Here is a 17,538-nt window from a genome sequence, read left to right as displayed (position 1 = left end):
GGCGCGTGCGTCATCGGCTGCATCTGAAAGGAACGGATCATGACTTCAATGACCATTCGGACCACGATCGGAATGCTGCTGGTCGGCTCGACGCTCACCGCATGCGGTGAGCCGGATAATCTGGCGTTCCGTGGCGGAGCAGGGACGGACCGCTCGCTCGCGCTCAGCGCCAGTGGCGAAGCAGGCGGTTCCGGCGGGGGATCGACGAACGGCGGCGACGCTGGGGGCAGTGCGGGCACCGGTGGTGCGGCAACAGCCTCGGGCAACGGGAGCGCATCGGGCGGTGCAAGCGGCGGCTCCGGCTCCGGCTCAGGGTCGGGTGCTGGGTCCGGCTCCGGCGGCTCCGGCGGATCGGGTTCCAGTAGCGGTTCCGGTTCGTCCGGCGGCTCCGGTTCGGGTTCGCAGTCCGGAGGAAGTTCGGGCGGGGTTGCGAATGCGGATGCGGACGTCTCTGTCGGCGGCTCTGGCGGCTCTGGCGGCTCTGGCGGCTCTGGCGGCTCCGGCGGATCGGGTTCGTCGGGTGGTCTCGTGGATGCCAGGGCCGATGTCTCGGTCGGAAGCACCGGCTCCGGAGGGTCTGGATCGTCCGGCGGTTCGGGCTCCTCAGGCGGCTTGGTCGATGCCGGTGTCGATGCCTCGGTCGGCGGCTCGCGCTCGAATGGCGGGTTGCTGCTTGATGCGGATGTCGGCCTGTCGGCTGGCAAGCCCAGCAAGACGGGTTCGAAACGGCTCCTCGACGCGCAGGTCGATGTCGGGATCGGCGGCTGAGCGCTTCGCGTGACATGCGCCGGGCCGCTTGCCGCGGCTCGGCCTACAATCCCGAGGCGCGCCGCAGGAGGGCCACGGCCTCGCCCCCCGAGACCAGCCGTTCGCTGACCTCGTAGTCGAGATGGCGCGGCGTCGGATGTGCGGAGAGATCGTCGGGCAAGGCGCTACGGTTGCGGTGGTCGATCAGCAGGGACTCTGCGGCGATCCCCTCGGCATAGACGATCTGGTGCGAGTCGAAGACCAGCTGGAAATAATCGACGAAGCCGCCTTCGCGCTGCTGCACGCTGTCACCGTTGATCAGATGGCGTACCTTGACCAGAAGCTCGGCCCGTCCGACGCCGAGCCGATCCTCGCGCTGCCAGACGAAGACACGGTGATCGGGGCTCAACAGCAGGTCGCGCGCGTTGTGCAGGGCCCCTTCGCGGATCAGCACCGGAGCGAAGCCTCCGGTGGCGCGCAACGTCGTTTGGCCGATCCAGCGTAGAGGCTGCGGCCCGTCGTCGCGCGTCAGGACGCGGTCGCCGGGGCGAAGATCCTCGACCGGCACCTGCGCGCCGCTGGCGAGGGCGATATGGGTGCCGCGAGTGAAGGACACGCAGGTCACCTGAGCCAGGCGTTCCGTTCCCGCGTGCCGGTCGATCCCGACCAGCCGATACTCCCCCTCGGGCTCCAGCCGTCCCAGCGGCAGCAGATAGATCGCCACGGCATGGCCGTCCTCGACCTCGACGAGGATGATCGCCTCGCCGGAGGCGCCGCTCTTGGCCATCAGGGTCAGGCAGCTGTCGAGATGCAGGATACGCCCGGGCTTTTCGGCGGCGCCGCCGGACAGGATCCTGAACCCGCCTGCGGCCTCGGGCCGGACGCTGATCTGCCGTAGCTGGGCATCGGCGGCAAGCCGATAGACATCGCCCGGTACGAGATCGTCGGCGAAGCTCAGCGCCTCGCCGCGGGCCACGCCCTGCACCACCCGGAACGCCCCGGCCTCGTAGACGCCGAGCTGCTGCACCTGGTCATCATCCATCCGCGCGCTTCCCCTCCGCAGTCACGGGCATCATTGCCCGGGGTCCGGACCGATGCTAGGCCATCCGGGTAAACAGGGAGGTTATCTGATGGATCTGGGCATCAGGGGCAAGCGGGCGCTGGTCTGCGCGTCGTCCAAGGGCTTGGGCCGTGGCTGCGCCGAGGCGCTGGCCGAGGCGGGCGTCGATCTGGTGATGAACGCTCGCGGCGCCGAGGCACTGGAGCAGACCGCGCAGGAGATCCGCGACCGGTTCGGTGTCGAGGTCACGACCGTCGCCTGCGACGTGACCACCCCGGAGGGGCAGAGCAAGGTCATCGAGGCGGCGCAGGGCGTCGACATCCTCGTCACCAATGCGGGCGGCCCGCCACCGGGCATGTGGACCGATTGGGACCGCGAGGATTTCATCCGCGCGCTCGACGCCAACATGCTCACCCCGATCGCGCTGATGAAGGCGCTGGTGCCGGGGATGATGGAGCGCGGCTGGGGCCGCGTGGTCAACATCACTTCGCAATCGGTGAAGACGCCGATCGCGGTGCTGGGCCTGTCCAACTCGGCACGTGCCGGCCTGACCGGCTTTGTCGCGGGTACCTCGCGGCAGGTGGCCCATGCGGGCGTGACGATCAACAACCTGCTGCCCGGCATCCACGATACCGACCGGGCCGCGTCGCTCGATGGCGGCGTCTCCCAGAAGGAAGGTATCAGCGTCGAAGATGCGCGCCGCAAGCGCGAGGCGACGATCCCGGTCCGGCGCTATGGCACCGCGGCCGAATTCGGCGCCACCTGCGCCTTCATGTGCTCGCAGCATGCCGGGTTCATGGTGGGGCAGAACGTGCTGCTCGACGGCGGCGCGGGCAACCAGACCATGTGACTTGCGGGCGGGAGGCGGGATTGCTAGGGCAATCCGACGTATTTGATCGGGATTTGACCTTGTTCGAGACCGCCCCTCCCGCCCGGACCACTGCCGCGCAGACCGCGCCCGCACCGCGCCTCGAGATCCGCGACTTGACCCGTGTGTTCGGGGGCCGCGAGGTGGTGTCGGGCGTGTCGCTCAAGGTGATGCCGGGGCAGGTGACCTGCCTGCTCGGGCCGTCGGGCTGCGGCAAGTCGACGACGCTGAGGATCATCGCCGGGGTCGATAGGCAGGATGCGGGCGGCGTCTATGTCGATGGCGCGCCGATCTCCGAAGGCGCGCTGCACGTACCGCCGGAATCGCGCGGCATCGGGCTGATGTTTCAGGATTTCGCGCTGTTTCCGCATCTCGACGTGGCGCGTAACGTGGGCTTCGGCATCAAGGGCAGCAAGGCCGAGATCCGGACAAGGGTCGAGACGCTGCTCGACAAGGTGGGCATGCGCCGCCACATCGACCGCTATCCGCATGAATTGTCGGGCGGCGAGCAGCAGCGGGTGGCCTTGGCGCGGGCGCTGGCGCCCAGCCCGCGCATTCTGCTGATGGACGAGCCGTTCTCGGGCCTCGACGACCGGCTGCGCGACGACATCCGCGACGAAACGCTGGGCGTGCTCAAGGCCGAGGGGACGGCGGTGCTGCTGGTCACCCACGAGCCCGCCGAGGCGATGCGCATGGCCGACGAGATCGCGCTGATGCGCGACGGCCGGGTGGTGCAGCACGGTGCGCCCTACAACATCTACAACGCGCCCAAGGACCGTGAGGCGGCGGCGTTCTTCTCGGACATCAACGTGATCGAAGGCGTGGTGCAGGGGGCCCTATGCGACACCCCCTTTGGCGATTTCCTGACACCGGGCCTGCCCGACGGCACCGAGGTCGAGATCGTGATCCGGCCCCAGCACCTCAAGATCGATTTCGACCGGCAGGGGCGTGGCCCGAACCCCACCGCACGCGAAGGCACGCCCGCCGCCGGGACGGTGGAGCGGTCGCGGTTCCTCGGCGCGTCGAGTCTCGTGGAGTTCCGCATGGACCACGACAACGAGATCCTGCGCGCTTCCGTGCCGTCGGTCTTCCTGCCCAAGCCCGGCACGCGGCTGTGGCTGATGATGCGCCGCGACCGCTGCTTCGTATTTCCCAAGCGACGCCGAGGCTGACGCTCCGGGCGCCGCGTATCGGTGCGCTGGGCTAAATGGGCCAAAATTCGGATGTGAGTTTCTGAGCGGCTCTCAGAAGCTGTAGCGAAAGGCGTCGTTCGGATAGCTCTGGTCCCCGATCCGGAACTGCGTGGTTCCGATCCTCTCGAAGCCTTGGGATCGGTAAAATCCTATCGCTTGCATGTTCTCCGCATTCGTCGTCAGCCAGATCGACGGGCTGCCGGTCGTACGTGCGTGGCACAAAGACGCCTCCAGAAGGGCTCGGCCAATGCCTTTGCCGTGGTGCCGCGGCTGCACGTAGAGCGTGGACAGCTCCACGGTCGAGCGCGGGTCGAGCGGTGCCATTTTGCCCGAGCTGACACGGGCGAAGCCGTCTATCCCGTCCGCGTTCAGGGACACGATGACATGCTCGTCAGGGTCATCGAGCCAGGCGCGGTATCTCTCTGGCGTGAACTGGGTCAACGCGTAATCCGCGAAGAAACCGTTCACGCCGTTGCGGATATAGGTGCCCAGCCAGACTTCGATGGAGAGGGCCGCGAGGCTCGACGCGTCGGCCGCCTGTGCAGGTCTGAGGTTCATGGCGGCCTTCTGAACGAGAACGATACGCCGCTTTTCTGCGGCACCGCGGCCGGAGGCAAGTTCCGCGCGCTGAACTTCGGGCAGATCATCCGCCCCCAATCCTCCGAGCCCTATGCCCGGGCCCCTCGCGCGGCCTCGAGATCGGCGAGCATGCGCCCCGGCTCGTCCACGAAGAGCTGTGGCAGCACCTTGAGCGCGGCGATACGATCGACCCGCAGCTCGGCGAAATCGCGCGTGGTCTCGTTCCAGCCGGTCAGCGTCCACACCCGTCCCCAGTAATCGAGCCGCAGCGGCCGCAGCACTTGCGTGACCGGTGCATCGCGCATCGTCACCTGCAGCTTCTGCCGCGCCCGGATCGCGGCGCGCAGGCTGCCCATGTGCCGGAACCCCGTCACGGCATCGCCCAAGGGGGGCGTGGCAAAGCTCCAGCCGCCGGCGCGGTCGCGATCCTCGGGCAGAACCGCATCGATCCGCCCCGAAAGCGACAGCGCGGCGGCGCGCAGCTCGGCATCCTCGGCACGCGTCACTGCCGCGAGCCCCAGATGCAGCGCTTCCAATTCGGTCATCGTCAGGTTCAGCGGCGGCAGGGTGACGGCGGCGGTGGCGCGGTAGCCCAGCCCCCTGCGCCCCTCGATCGGCACGCCCGAGGCGATCAGCCGGTCCATGTCGCGATAGACCGTGCGCGCAGAGACGCCGAGCCGTTCGGCCATGTCTTCGGCGCGGTGCAACCGCCCGTCGCGCAGGATGCGGATCATCTCGACAAGGCGGTCGGAGCGGGGCATGGCGGTTCTCCTGTCGCGGTCTGGATGCGCTCCTGACAGTTTCGTGTCAAGAAAAGCGCTGCCTTTCACCGCTTGCGCTCTTTCGTAGCGGGGCGGGTCGGCGTATCTCGGGGCTGCGAGACAAGGCGCGGCCCCGAGGGCCGCCGGAATGGGAGACACGCCATGCTCAACAATATCGGCCTGCCGGGCCTGCTTCTGATCGCCGTCGTGGTGCTGGTGCTGTTCGGCCGCGGCAAGATTTCCTCGCTGATGGGCGAAGTCGGCAAGGGCATCACCGCCTTCAAGCGCGGCGTCGACGACGGCAAGCGCGAGATCGACGACCAGTCCAAGACCGTCAACGAGGCGGGCACCGTGCACGAGCCGGGCACCGTCGAGGACAAGGACCGGGCCTGAGCCCAAGACAGGATAGACCGACATGTTCGATCTGGGCTGGAGCGAGCTTCTGCTGATCGGGATCGTGGCACTGATCGTGGTCGGTCCCAAGGACCTGCCCGGCATGTTCCGCGAAATCGGTCGCTTCACCGGCAAGGCCAAGGCCATGGCACGGGAGTTCTCGCGTGCCATGGAAGATGCTGCGGACGAAAGCGGCATGCGCGACATCCAGAAGACCATCAAGGCCGCCGCCGATCCCAAGAGCTTCGGGACCGATGCGCTGAAGAAGAACTTCAAGTCGGGCAGCGACAAGCCGCTCTCCGAGGAGCGGGCCGAAACGCGTCGCAAGGTGGAGGAGGCCGCCGCCAAGGCTGCGACCGAACGGCAGGCGCGCGCCGCCGCCGCCGCGCCGACCGAGGAAGAACTGGCCGATCTCGAGCCGGAGTTCGAGCCCGAGCCGATCAGCGCCCCGGCCGAACCGCTGGACGACCCCGCGCCCGCTGCCCCCGCGCGAAAGGATGAGACGTCATCATGACCCCTGTCGACGAGATCGAGGACAGCTCCGCACCGCTGATCGAGCATCTGGCCGAACTCAGGTCGCGACTGATCCGCTCACTGCTCGCCTTCGTGGCGGGCATGGTCGTGTGCTTCACCGTCTGGAACCCGATCTTCGACTTCCTGACCCGACCGCTCTGCGCTGCCATGGCGACGCGCGGGCAGGAGGATTGCGGGCTGATCCTGATCGCGCTGCAGGAAGGCTTCTTCGTCGCGGTGTCGATCTCGATGCTGGGCGGGCTGGTGCTTGCCTTCCCGGTGATCTCCTATCAGATGTGGCGTTTCGTGGCACCGGGGCTCTACAAGTCCGAAAAGGGCGCCTTCCTGCCCTTCATGATCGCCTCGCCCTTCATGTTCTTCCTCGGTGCGTCCTTCGCCTATTACGTCGTGACGCCGCTGGCCTTCGACTTCTTCCTCGGCTTCCAGCAGCCCGGCAGTCTGGTCGAGGGCCCCGATGCCGAAACCGCCGTGGCAGGCATTGCCTTCCAGGGTTCGGCCCAAGCCTATCTGGCGCTCACCATCAAGTTCATCGTGGCCTTCGGGCTGTGCTTCCAGCTGCCCGTCCTGCTGACGCTTATGGGCAAGGCGGGGCTGGTTTCGGCCAAGGGGCTGGGCAGCGTGCGCAAATACGCGGTCGTGGCGATCCTGCTGCTCGCCGCCGTCGCCACGCCGCCCGACGTGGTGAGCCAGGTGATCCTGTTCACCGTGGTCTATGGCCTCTACGAGGTGTCGATCCTGCTTGTCGCCCGCGTCGAGAAGAAGCGCGAAGCGCGGCTCCGGGCCGAGGGGCTGTGGGTCGAGGATGAGGACGAGGATGACGAGGAGGCCGTGAAATGAGCCAGGACGCGCTCGACCGTATCGCACTGGCGCTCGAACGGATCAGCCCGCCGCCACAGCCGGCGCCCAGCCTGCGCGGCGCGCCGGCCTATATGTGGCAGCCCGATCCCGACCGCATGGTCGCGGTGCCAAAGGTAAGCCGGGTCGATCTCGACCTGCTGGTCGGCATCGATCGGGCGCGCGACACGCTTTTGGCTAATACCCGGCGGTTCGCGGCCGGGCTTCCGGCCAACAACGCGCTGCTCTGGGGCGCGCGGGGCATGGGAAAGTCGAGCCTCGTCAAGGCGGTGCACGGCGCACTCCAATCCGAGTTTCCGCAGCTCAAGATCGTCGAGGTGCAGCGCGAGGATCTGGCCTCGATCGACCGCTGCCTGTCGATCCTGCGGGCCGCACCGCAGCGCTTCATCCTGTTCTGCGACGACCTGTCCTTCAGCCATGACGACGCGCATTACAAATCGCTCAAGGCGGTGCTCGACGGGGGTATCGAGGGGCGGCCCGAGAATGTGGTGCTCTATGCCACCTCGAACCGGCGCCATCTGATGCCGCGCGACATGATCGAGAACGAGCGCTCCACCGCGATCAGCCCATCCGAGGCAGTCGAGGAGAAGGTGTCGCTGTCGGACCGGTTCGGTCTCTGGCTCGGGTTCCACCCCTGCGATCAGGACGAGTTCCTGTCGATGATCCGTGGCTACTGCGACGCCTTCGGGCTGAAGATCGACGACGCGCGGCTGCGCGCCGAGGCGATCGAATGGCAGGCGACGCGGGGCGGCCGCTCGGGCCGGGTCGCATGGCAGTTCTTTACCGATCTCGCCGGGCGCAAAGGCATCAGGATCGGTTGACCTGACGCCGGATTGAACGACGAAAGGGCCGCTCCTCGGAGCGGCCCTTCGCGTATTGGGATCCTGTTCGGGCGATCAGGGCAGGTAGTTGGTCGGGTCCTGGCTCTCCATGCCCTTGCGCACTTCGAAATGCAGCAGGCTGGGCGAGCCGGCCTTCACCTTGCCGATGGTCTGGCCCTTGGAGACCGACGCGCCACGCTCGACGGTCAGGTCGACCACGTGGGTATAGACCGTGAGCAGCTCGTCGGGATGGCGGATCACGACGATCTGGATGCCTTCGGTGTTGGTGGTGATCGCCGCCACGGTGCCGGCGGCGGCGGCCTTAACCGCGCTGCCCGCCGGGGCGCCGATGTCGATGCCGTCGTTGCGGCCCTTGGCGTAGGCGCGGATGATGCTGCCCTGCGCCGGCATCGCCATCGCAGATGGCTTGGGCGCCGATTGCTCGGCCACGGGCTGAGGCGTGGGCGCCGGGGCAGGCGTCTGGGGCGTGCTGGGCGTCGCGGCGGCGACCGCAGCCGGACGTTCCTCGGGCAGCGGCGCCGAGGCCGAGGGCGGGGTCGGCGTCGGGCTGCCCTGACCGGGCTGCGTTACCGAGGCGGGGGCAGGCGCCGGTGCGGGGGCCGCCGAAGCGGTTGCGGCGGCGGCTGGCGGGATCAGCAGGAATTGCCCCTCGCGCACCGCGAGGTCCGAGCCCAGCCCGTTCCACTCCGCGAGGCTGCGCACCGGCACGTTGTAGAGTCGCGCGATCGAATAGGCGGTCTCGCCGCGCCCGACCTGATGCCGCACCGGCTCCTGACCCGTGGGCTGCACTGGGCGCACCGTCGGGGTCGAGCTGGCGGTGGCGCTGGCGGCCGGGGTTTGAGGGGCCGGAGCCGGGGTCGGGAAGGTAGGCTGCGCCTGCGGCGCGGCACGGTCAATCGCTGCGCCTGCCAGCGTGGTGACGTCGATCCGGCCGGTGCTGACGGGCGGCGTGCCGGTGTTGGACGGGGTGATCGGGCCGGTGACGGTGGCGCCGGTGGCAGGCGACGGTTCGGCCACGCGGCTGGGCAGGGCGATCACTTCGCCGCCGCGCAGGCCCGCATTCGCGGCGATGCCATTGTAGCGTGCCAGCGCGGCCGGCTCGAGGCCGAGCCGGTTCGCCAGAGTCACGACGCTGTCGCCCTCGCGGGCGACCGCAACTTGGTAGTTGGGGTAGGAGATGACACCGCGATCATCGGGCCGGGGCCGGGGCGCGGGGTTCAGAGCGTCGGCCGAGGTGTCGAAGCCGTTGCCCATGTCGCGCAGGTCCGGGTCGAAGGGCTCCGCGCAAGCCGCCAACAGCGCCAGCGCCGTGGAGCAAGACAGCAGGCGCCACGCCCGGCGGAGTGATGTGTTCTGCATCGATCTGACCTCGTTTCCCGATTTCCCCCGTGTCGTCCGGGGGTTTCATGCCTGTGGGCGCGTGCCCTCAATCCTGACCCAGCCCCTCGACGAGGGGCACGAAACGCACAGCGCGCAGCTCCTCGTAATCGAAGCCGGTTTCGTTCCGCGTCACCCGGATCAGGCTCTGCACCGTATCCGACTGCCCGACCGGAAGCACCATGATACCGCCCACCCGGAGCTGCGCCAAGAGCGGCCCCGGAGGATCCTCCGCGGCGGCGGTCACGATGATGCGGTCGAAGGGTGCCTGCTCGGGCAGCCCGTGCGAGCCGTCGGCGGTGATCGCCGTGATGTTGGGCAGGTCCAGTTCCGTGAAGATCGTGCGGGCCTCGGCGACCAGGCTGCGAAACCGGTCGATGGTGTAGATCCGTCGGCCCAGATAGCTCAGGATCGCGGCCTGGTAGCCCGAGCCGCAGCCGACCTCGAGCACCTTGTCACGCGGCTGTACGTCGAGCGCCTGTGTCATCAGTCCCACCACCGAGGGCTGGGAGATGGTCTGACCACAGGCGATCGGCAGCGGCATGTCGGCATAGGCACGCTCTGCGAACAGGCCTTTGACGAAGCGGGCACGGTCGATCTTTTCCATCGCGTCGAGCACCCGCGCATCCGTCACCCCGTGCGACCGCAGCGCATAGAGGAACTTCATCTTGGCGTCGGCGTCGAAGCTCATGCCACGGCATCTCCGAGCGCGGCGCTCACCGCGTCGAGCGCGTCATGGGCGGTCAGGTCGGCGCGCATCGGCACCACCGAGATGTAGCCGTCGAGATTGTCCTGCGCGTCGGTGCCGGGGCCGGTCGGGACGTCCTGCCGCCCGCCACGCACCCACAAGAACCGCCGCCCGGACGGGGAGACATGCGGCTCGACCCCGAAGCTGGTCTCGCGGCGGAAGCCCTGCCGCCCGACCTTCAGACCGCGCACCTCGGCCGCCGACAGGGCGGGGAAGTTGACGTTGTAGAACAGCCGGTAATCTGCATCCGCGTCCCAGATCCCATGATCGAGCAGGCGCCGTACCGTTGCGGCGCCGTGCCGGCGGGCCGCGTCGAACGGGTCGTCGCGTCTCGCATTGCCGGGGCCGTAGAACTGCGACAGCGCGATCGCGGGCAGCCCGTGCAGCGCCGCCTCCATCGCGCCACCCACCGTGCCGGAATACATGGCGTTCTCGGCGGCGTTATTGCCGCGGTTGACGCCGGACAGCACTAGGTCGGGGCGGCCGTCGGCCAGCACGTCGTGCAACCCGGCCATCACGCAATCCGCCGGGCTGCCCTCGGCCGCGAAACGGCGCGGGCCCAGCTCTGCGATCATCGTGGGATGGGTGTAGGAGATGCAATGGGCCACGCCCGATTGCTCGAAGGCGGGGGCCACGACCCAGACCTCGCCGGAGGGGCCGGCGATCTCGGCGGCGATCTCCTCGAGCACCTTGAGCCCGGGCGCGTTGATGCCGTCGTCATTGGTGATGAGAATACGCATGCCGGGCCCCCTTTGGCCCCTTGTTACGGGAGCCGCCGGGATGCGGCAAGCGCTGCGCGCGGCAGGCGCGCCGGGGCGCTCAGTCCGCCAGGATTTCGGGCAGCAGCCGCGCCGCCTCGGCCCGAATGTCGGCCAGCGGCTTGCGGTCCTCGCCGGGGTAGAACCGGGCGCGGGTCGCGGTGGGCATCGGGTGCGGGGCCAGGATGCGGACCTGCGGCCCGGTCTTCACCGTCTCGGCCTGCCAGCTCCGCGCCAGCGCCATCTGACCGGCCTTGGTCGAGCCGTAATGACCGAAGAACTTCTCGCCGCCCATGGGGTCGTCGAAGAACACCGCCCGCCCGTCTTGGCCCAGAAGCGGCGCGACATAGGCGATCAACCGCGCCGTGGCGCGCAGGTTGGTGGCGATGGATCGGTCGAGATCCTTGTCGGCCAGATGCGGCGCCGGGGCGAGGGGGCCTGCGTGGATGGCGGTGTGCACCCACATCGACAGCCCGCCCCAGCGGTCATGGATCGAGCGGCAGAGCTGCTGCATCGCTTCCGGGACGGTGATGTCCATCGGTGCCAGCGTCGCCTGGCCGCCGGCGGCGCGGATCCGGTCGTCGAGCTCTTCGAGCGCACCGGTCGTGCGGCCCACGGCAACGATGTGGCGGCCCGGCGCCAGCGCCTCGGCCAGGGCGGCGCCGAGGCCGCGGCTGGCGCCGGTGATCAGGACGGGCTTGGCGGTATCGGTCATGCCGGGGTGTCTCCTTGGGTCGCGTTGTGGCGGCGCGCCAGTTCGGCGCGGGCGGCGGCGAGATCGCCTTGTGCGCCGATCCAGCCGATGAAGCGCTCGAAATCGGCCTCGATCGTCTCCAGTCGCATCGTCATCACGTGGCGGCGAGTGGCGAGGAAGGCCTCGATATTGGCGGTGACGGTCTCGACATGGTCCCGGCACTGCTCGATCAGTGAAGCCTTCGGCTCCCGCCAACGGGTGTGGGTCAGCACGTCCTGCCGCCAGGCGCGCATGATGCCCTGATTGGCGCGACGCGCGAAGCTCTGTGCCACCGCCTCAGCATCACGGGTCAGGTGCACATAGGCCGCACGGTCACCAATGTCGCGGCCAATCCGCCCCAGATACCAGCTCAGCCGGTTGTCGATCTCGATGTGGCGCGACGGGTAGGAAAGCCGGGCCGCGCCGACCAGATGGGTCCGGCTTTCATGCGCCGCGCTCCAGCCGTCGAGATGCGCGCAGGCCCGGGCCAACGTCGTCGAGCCGCAGCGCCCCGTGCACAGCACGAGCACGAGGTCCGGGCGCTCCGGCGCAGAAAGGGGGGGCGGATGGTCGATCATTTCTCCTGCATTTGAAGCATTATCCCCGGCCCGGCAAGGCCTGCGGGCTTGACCCGACGGGGGCTGCCGATGACCCTGACCCGGTACCAAGATCGAGGAGCGGCCTCATGAACGGAACGCGCGTACTGGTCCGAACCCTCTGGAGAGAGAGCCTGTTCGTCCCGGTCGGGATCGCGCTGGGGGGGGCGCTGCTGGTGGGGCTGGCGGCGCAGATCGACGTGCCGATGTATCCGGTGCCGATGTCGCTCCAGACCTTCGCCGTCTCGGTGATCGGGCTCCTGTGTCGGCCGATGCTGGCGGCGGTGACGCTCCTCACCTATCTGGCGCTGGGGGCGGCGGGGTTGCCGTTGTTCGCCGGTGGCAATAGCGGCCTTGCGGCGCTTTCTGGGCCCACGGCGGGCTATCTGTGGGGCTTCGTCGGCATGGCATGGATGACCGCATGGCTGGTCGGCCGGTTGCGGCGGCACAGCTTCGGAGCCTTGTACGTCGCAGCCTTCCTGCCGTCCCTGGCGCTATTGGTGCCGGGTGTTCTGTGGCTCGCGGCGAGCACGTCGCTGACGCTCGGTGCCGCCGTGATGACCGGCGCGGCGCCGTTCCTCGTCGGCAAGCTGGTGAAGACCACGCTTGCGGTGCTCGTGGCGCGGCTGGTCGGGGGCGAGTTGGAGCGGCGCGGGGTGCCGCCATGGTATGGGCGGCGGATGACCGCTCAGCCGGAAGCACCGCCTCGCGGCGGTTGAGACAGGTGGCCCCGCGGCATGTAGCCTTGCCGAAAGGGAGGCACGCGCATGGGGTGGTCGCCGCAGCGGACATGTCTTTGGTTCTACGGCCAGTGCGAGGAGGCGGCGTCGTTCTACGTCACGCTCCTGCCGGACAGCCGGATCGACGAGATGTTGCGCCGACCCAATGACGAGGTGGCGACCGTGGTCGCCTTCACGCTCGGTGGCGCGGCCTATCTGGCGCTCGATGGCGGCCCGCATCTGCGATTGACCGAGGCCGTGCCGATTTCCCTGATGACGCGCGATCAGGCCGAGACAGACCGCCTTTGGGCGGCGCTGACGGCGGATGGCGGGGAAGGCGGGCGCTGCGGTTGGTTGCGAGACCGCTTCGGCCTGTCCTGGCAGATCCTGCCCGAGGCGTTGCCGCACATGCTCGCCCGCGCCAGCCGCGACGCGGCCGGGCGCATGGCCGAGGCGATGATGGAAATGGGCCGGATCGACATCGCGGTGCTGGAAGCGGCGGCGCGGGAGGCCGAATGAGGCCACCACCGCGCCGCGCGCGATCTCACTCGGCGGCGGTCTTGAGCTGGAAGCCCTTGTCGACCATGTCCGCCGGCACCACCGGATAGTCGCCAGAGAAGCAGGCGTCGCAATAGCGCGGCGCCTTGGGATCGCGGCCCTCGGACACGCCGACCGCGCGGTAGAGGCCGTCCAGCGAGATGAACTTGAGGCTATCCACGTCGAGATGGCGGCGCATCTCCTCCTCGCTCATATGCGAGGCCAGCAGCTTTTCGCGCTCGGGCGTGTCGACGCCGTAGAAGCAGGGCCAGGCGGTCGGCGGAGAGGCGATCCGGAAATGCACCTCGGCCGCGCCCGCATCGAGGATCATTTCCTTGATTTTGCGCGAGGTGGTGCCGCGCACCACCGAGTCGTCGACGAGGATCACCCGCTTGCCGCGAATGAGCGCGCGGTTGACGTTGAGCTTGAGCCGCACGCCCATGTTGCGGATCTGCTCGGAGGGCTCGATGAAGGTCCGGCCCATATACTGGTTGCGGATGATCCCCATGCCGTAGGGAATACCGCTCTCATGGCTGTAGCCGATAGCCGCTGGCGTGCCTGAATCGGGCACCGGGCAGACCAGATCGGCCTCGACCGGGGCCTCGCGGGCCAGTTCGACGCCGATCTGGCGCCGCGTCTCATAGACCGAGCGGCCGCCGAGGATGCTGTCGGGGCGCGAGAAATAGACGTGCTCGAAGATGCAGAAGCGCGAAGCGCGGTTCTTGAAGGGGAAGTTGCTCTCGACGCCCTTGGGGGTGATCACCACCATCTCGCCCGGCTCGATCTCGCGCACCAGCTCGGCGCCGACGATGTCGAGCGCGCAGGTCTCCGACGATAGCACCCAGCCATCGCCCAGCTTGCCCAGCACCAGCGGGCGCACGCCCAGCGGATCGCGGCAGCCGATCAGCTTGGTACGAGTCATCGCGACGATCGAGAAGGCGCCTTCGCATTTGCGCAGCGCTTCCTCCATCCGGTCGGGGATCGAACGACCCATCGAGCGCGCCATCAGGTGGATGATGCATTCGGTGTCCGAGGAGGACTGGAAGATCGAGCCACGCTCGATCAACTCGCGGCGCAGCGCGGCGGCGTTGGTCAGGTTGCCGTTATGGGCCACGGCGGCGCCGCCCATCGAGAATTCGCCGAAGAAGGGCTGCACGTCGCGGATCGCGGTCTGGCCCTTGTGGCCCGAGGTCGAATAGCGGACATGGCCGATGCCGAGCGTGCCGGGCAGGGTCTCGAGCACCTCGCGCGAGGTGAAGTTGTCGCGCACGTAACCCATCCGGCGGGCCGAGCAGAAGCCGGCTTCGGGGTCGTGGGTGACCATGCCGGCGGCTTCCTGGCCGCGATGCTGCAGGGCGTGCAGCCCGAGCGCGAGGAAGTTCGCGGCGTCCGCGACGCCGATAACGCCGAATACGCCACATTCCTCCTTGAGCTTGTCGTCATCGAAGGGGTGGGCGGGGAAATCGCGCATCTGGCTGGCTCCGAATCCGGTGCGTTGCGGGGTCCGTTTACGACCTCCGCGTCCGAGTGTCACGAAAGGATCATATCATCCTTTCCGTCGGGTCGCCCAATGCCCAATCCAGCGGCGCAGCGCAAGCCGGACCGCGTGCCGCAGGGTCACGATGTCGCGTTGTCAGGGGCAGATAGGTCCCTAAGTCAGGGTCAAGGCACAAGGAACCCGGCCATGGACACCTTTCTCGGCTTCGACGCGGTCATGCTGGCGCGGATGCAGTTCGGCTTCACCGTCGCCTTCCATTTCATCTTTCCGGCGGTCTCGATCGGGCTGGCGAGCTTTCTCGCGGTGCTCAACGGGCTGTTCCTGTGGACCAAGGACGAGGCCTATCTGCGGCTGTTCAAGTACTGGCTGAAGATCTTCGCCATCACTTTCGCCATGGGCGTCGTCTCTGGGATCACCATGTCCTACCAGTTCGGCACCAACTGGTCGGTGTTCTCCGACATCGCCGGGCCGGTGATCGGGCCGCTGATGGCCTACGAGGTGCTGACCGCCTTCTTCCTCGAGGCCGGGTTCCTGGGGATCATGATCTTCGGCCGCGACAAGGTGGGGCCAGGGCTGCACATGTTCGCCTGCCTGATGGTCGCGGTGGGCACGGCGATCTCGGCCACCTGGATCCTGTCGGTGAACTCGTGGATGCAGACGCCGCAGGGCTTTGCCGTGGCGGAGAACGGCCAGTTCGTGCCCGAGGACTGGTGGGCGATCATCTTCAACCCGTCCTTTCCCTACCGCCTCGCGCATACGCTGACCGCGGCCTATCTCACCACCGCCTTCATCGTCGGCGGGGTCGGGGCGTGGCACCTGCTGCGCGGGCAGCACGAGAATCCCGGCGTGCGCACCATGTTCTCCATGGCGATGTGGATGGCCGCCATCGTGGCGCCGGTCCAGATCTTCCTCGGCGATGCGCATGGTCTCAACACGCTCGAACACCAGCCCGCCAAGGTCATGGCGATGGAGGGGCATTTCGAGAGCCATCCCGACGGCGCGCCGCTCTACCTCTTCGGGATTCCGGATCAAGAGGCGCAGGAGCTAAAATACGCCGTCGGCATCCCCAAGCTGTCCTCGCTGATCCTCAAGCACCACCTCGACGCCCCGCTCGACGGGCTCGACACCATCCCGCGCGACGAGCAGCCGCCCGTGGCGGTGGTGTTCTGGAGCTTCCGGGTCATGGTCGGGATCGGCTTTGCCATGCTGGGGATCGGGATATGGTCGCTCTGGGCGCGGTTTCGAAAGCGGCTTTTCGAAGCGCCCTGGCTGCACCGCGCGGCGCTGGTGATGGGGCCCTCGGGGCTGGTCGCGGTGATCGCGGGATGGATCACCACCGAAGTCGGGCGGCAGCCCTACGTGGTCTATGGAGCGCTCAGGACCGCCGAGGCGCATTCGCCTCTGGGCGCCAGCGCGGTGGGGGCCTCGCTGATCGCCTTCGTGGTGATCTATTTCGTCATCTTCGGCGCCGGCGTCGCCTATATCCTCAAGCTCATGCACCATGCGCCGGCGCTGGGCGAGCGGGGCGTGCGGGTCGAGCCGGGCCCGATCCGCACCGCCGGCGTGACGCCGCAGAACCAGATGCGCGAAAGCGGTCATGACATCGCCCCGGAGACCCCGTGATGTTCTACTCCATCGACCTCACTATCGCCTGGGCCCTGCTGCTGGCCTTCTCGGTCTTCGTCTATGTCGTGCTGGACGGGTTCGATCTCGGGATCGGTATCCTCTACCCGTTCTTCCGGGAGAAGTCGGACCGGGACATCATGATGAACTCGGTCGCACCGGTCTGGGACGGCAACGAGACATGGCTCGTGTTGGGCGGCGGCGGACTCTTTGCCGCCTTCCCGATGGCCTATGCCATAATCATGCCGGCGGTCTATCCACCGATCATCGCGATGCTGCTGGCGCTGATCTTCCGGGGCGTCGCTTTCGAATATCGCTGGCGTGCCAATTCGCGACTGTCCAAGCGAGCCTGGGACGCGGCCTTCATCGGTGGCTCGGTTACGGCAGCGCTGGCGCAGGGGATCATCCTCGGTGCCTTCCTGCAGGGGATCGAAGTCGAGGGCCGCGCCTATGCGGGCGGCTGGTGGGACTGGCTCACCCCGTTCTCGATCCTGTGCGGCGTGGCGGTGGTTGCGGGCTACGCCTTTCTGGGGGCCTGCTGGCTCAACATGAAGCTCGAGGGCGAGATCCAGCATCGGGTTCGGATCATGGCGCGTGGCTTCTTCGTGGCGACGATCATTGGCATCGCAGCGGTCAGCCTTGCCACACCGTTCCTTGGCGCGGGCTACGCCGCGCGCTGGTTCGACTGGCCGCAGATCGCGTTGACCGCGCCGGTGCCGATCCTGATCGCCGGGATCGCGCTGCTGCTGTTCCGCACGCTGTTCCACCCCGAACGCGACCGACTGCCCTTCATTCTCGGGCTGGTGCTCTTCGCATTGTGCTTTCTGGGCTTGGGGATCTCGATCTGGCCGTTGGCGGTGCCGCAGGAGATCACCCTGTGGGAAGCGGCCGCACCGGCCAAGAGCCAGCTCTTCATGTTCGTGGGCGCGATCGTGCTGGTGCCGATCATCCTCGGCTACACTGCCTACGCCTACTGGGTCTTCCGCGGAAAGCTCGACCCCGAGAAAGGCTACCACTGATGTTGCAGCGGGTGCTTTGGTTCATCGCGCTCTGGGCAATGGGGGTCGGGGTTGTCGGCGCGGTGGCCTATGCCATCCGCGCCGTCATTCTCTAGCGA

The 17,538-nt window shown here is 68.0% G+C and carries 21 protein-coding genes; 12 read left to right on the top strand and 9 right to left on the bottom strand.

The window, feature by feature from the left end; translation table 11 throughout:
* Nucleotides 1-48: 48 nt before the first annotated feature.
* A complete protein-coding gene (locus T8T21_RS06245) occupies nucleotides 49-768 on the top strand; it encodes a hypothetical protein (RefSeq protein ID WP_322337224.1) in 720 nt (239 codons plus the stop codon).
* A gap of 43 nt (nucleotides 769-811) precedes the next feature.
* Here T8T21_RS06245 and T8T21_RS06240 read toward each other — a convergent pair whose 3' ends face one another.
* Complete coding sequence (locus T8T21_RS06240; protein ID WP_322337223.1) at nucleotides 812-1,789, bottom strand: Hint domain-containing protein; 978 nt, start codon at nucleotides 1,787-1,789, stop codon at nucleotides 812-814.
* 88 nt (nucleotides 1,790-1,877) lie between these two features.
* Between T8T21_RS06240 and T8T21_RS06235 the strand changes: the two genes are divergently transcribed.
* Together T8T21_RS06235 and T8T21_RS06230 are read left to right on the top strand one after the other, a co-directional pair.
* On the top strand, nucleotides 1,878-2,657 hold the full coding sequence (locus tag T8T21_RS06235) for an SDR family oxidoreductase (RefSeq protein WP_183474728.1): 780 nt from the start codon (nucleotides 1,878-1,880) through the stop codon (nucleotides 2,655-2,657).
* Nucleotides 2,658-2,716: 59 nt separating this feature from the next.
* Nucleotides 2,717-3,847 carry an ABC transporter ATP-binding protein gene (locus tag T8T21_RS06230; RefSeq protein ID WP_183474729.1) on the top strand — a complete coding sequence of 377 codons (1,131 nt, stop codon included), beginning with the start codon at nucleotides 2,717-2,719 and terminating at the stop codon, nucleotides 3,845-3,847.
* A gap of 72 nt (nucleotides 3,848-3,919) precedes the next feature.
* Here the strand turns inward: T8T21_RS06230 and T8T21_RS06225 are convergent, their stop codons facing one another.
* On the bottom strand, nucleotides 3,920-4,426 hold the full coding sequence (locus tag T8T21_RS06225; RefSeq protein ID WP_322337461.1) for a GNAT family N-acetyltransferase: 507 nt from the start codon (nucleotides 4,424-4,426) through the stop codon (nucleotides 3,920-3,922).
* A 110-nt stretch (nucleotides 4,427-4,536) separates the two neighbouring features.
* The gene (locus T8T21_RS06220; protein WP_322337222.1) at nucleotides 4,537-5,208 is read right to left on the bottom strand and encodes a helix-turn-helix transcriptional regulator; all 672 of its coding nucleotides are present in this window, start codon (nucleotides 5,206-5,208) and stop codon (nucleotides 4,537-4,539) included.
* Between the two features lie 162 nt (nucleotides 5,209-5,370).
* On the opposite strand from T8T21_RS06220, the gene T8T21_RS06215 reads away from it, so the two are divergent.
* The 4 genes from T8T21_RS06215 to T8T21_RS06200 are packed head-to-tail and all read left to right on the top strand — an operon-like array spanning nucleotide 5,371 to nucleotide 7,811.
* Nucleotides 5,371-5,601: a twin-arginine translocase TatA/TatE family subunit gene (locus T8T21_RS06215; RefSeq protein ID WP_183474732.1), complete on the top strand. Its 231-nt coding sequence runs from the start codon at nucleotides 5,371-5,373 to the stop codon at nucleotides 5,599-5,601.
* A 22-nt stretch (nucleotides 5,602-5,623) separates the two neighbouring features.
* Nucleotides 5,624-6,115, top strand: a complete 492-nt coding sequence (gene tatB, locus T8T21_RS06210; RefSeq protein ID WP_322337221.1) for a Sec-independent protein translocase protein TatB — start codon at nucleotides 5,624-5,626, stop codon at nucleotides 6,113-6,115.
* Complete coding sequence (gene tatC / locus T8T21_RS06205) at nucleotides 6,112-6,972, top strand: twin-arginine translocase subunit TatC (protein ID WP_322337220.1); 861 nt, start codon at nucleotides 6,112-6,114, stop codon at nucleotides 6,970-6,972. The genes tatB and tatC overlap by 4 nt, the downstream gene beginning before the upstream one ends.
* Nucleotides 6,969-7,811, top strand: coding sequence for an ATP-binding protein (locus T8T21_RS06200; protein ID WP_322337219.1), 843 nt, complete (start codon nucleotides 6,969-6,971; stop codon nucleotides 7,809-7,811). The genes tatC and T8T21_RS06200 overlap by 4 nt, the downstream gene beginning before the upstream one ends.
* Nucleotides 7,812-7,886: 75 nt before the next feature.
* Here T8T21_RS06200 and T8T21_RS06195 read toward each other — a convergent pair whose 3' ends face one another.
* The 5 genes from T8T21_RS06195 to T8T21_RS06175 all read right to left on the bottom strand — a co-directional run bounded on the left by T8T21_RS06195 (nucleotide 7,887) and on the right by T8T21_RS06175 (nucleotide 12,026).
* Nucleotides 7,887-9,191, bottom strand: coding sequence for a peptidoglycan DD-metalloendopeptidase family protein (locus T8T21_RS06195; protein ID WP_322337218.1), 1,305 nt, complete (start codon nucleotides 9,189-9,191; stop codon nucleotides 7,887-7,889).
* Between the two features lie 67 nt (nucleotides 9,192-9,258).
* The gene (locus T8T21_RS06190) at nucleotides 9,259-9,900 is read right to left on the bottom strand and encodes a protein-L-isoaspartate(D-aspartate) O-methyltransferase (RefSeq protein ID WP_183474737.1); all 642 of its coding nucleotides are present in this window, start codon (nucleotides 9,898-9,900) and stop codon (nucleotides 9,259-9,261) included.
* A complete protein-coding gene (surE, locus tag T8T21_RS06185) occupies nucleotides 9,897-10,697 on the bottom strand; it encodes a 5'/3'-nucleotidase SurE (protein WP_322337217.1) in 801 nt (266 codons plus the stop codon). Before surE ends, T8T21_RS06190 begins: the two co-directional genes overlap by 4 nt.
* A 79-nt stretch (nucleotides 10,698-10,776) precedes the next feature.
* Entirely contained in the window at nucleotides 10,777-11,430 is a 654-nt protein-coding gene (locus T8T21_RS06180; protein ID WP_322337216.1) for an SDR family NAD(P)-dependent oxidoreductase, read from the bottom strand.
* Nucleotides 11,427-12,026, bottom strand: coding sequence for a hypothetical protein (locus T8T21_RS06175; RefSeq protein ID WP_322337215.1), 600 nt, complete (start codon nucleotides 12,024-12,026; stop codon nucleotides 11,427-11,429). Before T8T21_RS06175 ends, T8T21_RS06180 begins: the two co-directional genes overlap by 4 nt.
* Nucleotides 12,027-12,133: 107 nt before the next feature.
* Between T8T21_RS06175 and T8T21_RS06170 the strand changes: the two genes are divergently transcribed.
* A complete protein-coding gene (locus tag T8T21_RS06170; protein ID WP_322337214.1) occupies nucleotides 12,134-12,763 on the top strand; it encodes a biotin transporter BioY in 630 nt (209 codons plus the stop codon).
* A gap of 48 nt (nucleotides 12,764-12,811) precedes the next feature.
* Entirely contained in the window at nucleotides 12,812-13,282 is a 471-nt protein-coding gene (locus T8T21_RS06165) for a VOC family protein (protein WP_322337213.1), read from the top strand.
* A 25-nt stretch (nucleotides 13,283-13,307) separates the two neighbouring features.
* Here T8T21_RS06165 and purF read toward each other — a convergent pair whose 3' ends face one another.
* Entirely contained in the window at nucleotides 13,308-14,771 is a 1,464-nt protein-coding gene (gene purF / locus T8T21_RS06160; protein ID WP_183474743.1) for an amidophosphoribosyltransferase, read from the bottom strand.
* 213 nt (nucleotides 14,772-14,984) lie between these two features.
* On the opposite strand from purF, the gene T8T21_RS06155 reads away from it, so the two are divergent.
* Genes T8T21_RS06155 through T8T21_RS06145 form a run of 3 tightly spaced genes read left to right on the top strand, consistent with a single transcriptional unit; the run spans nucleotide 14,985 to nucleotide 17,535 of the window.
* The gene (locus T8T21_RS06155) at nucleotides 14,985-16,421 is read left to right on the top strand and encodes a cytochrome ubiquinol oxidase subunit I (RefSeq protein ID WP_322337212.1); all 1,437 of its coding nucleotides are present in this window, start codon (nucleotides 14,985-14,987) and stop codon (nucleotides 16,419-16,421) included.
* Nucleotides 16,421-17,440 (top strand): cytochrome d ubiquinol oxidase subunit II, encoded by a 1,020-nt coding sequence (gene cydB, locus T8T21_RS06150; protein ID WP_183474745.1) that lies wholly within the window; start codon nucleotides 16,421-16,423, stop codon nucleotides 17,438-17,440. Before T8T21_RS06155 ends, cydB begins: the two co-directional genes overlap by 1 nt.
* Complete coding sequence (locus T8T21_RS06145; RefSeq protein ID WP_183474746.1) at nucleotides 17,440-17,535, top strand: DUF2474 domain-containing protein; 96 nt, start codon at nucleotides 17,440-17,442, stop codon at nucleotides 17,533-17,535. Before cydB ends, T8T21_RS06145 begins: the two co-directional genes overlap by 1 nt.
* Nucleotides 17,536-17,538: the final 3 nt, after the last annotated feature.

Source organism: Limimaricola variabilis, from assembly GCF_034371605.1.
GTDB classification, from domain to species: Bacteria; Pseudomonadota; Alphaproteobacteria; order Rhodobacterales; family Rhodobacteraceae; genus Limimaricola; species Limimaricola variabilis.
Note: the sequence above shows the minus strand (reverse complement) of the source record. Positions and strands in the feature narration are given on the sequence as shown.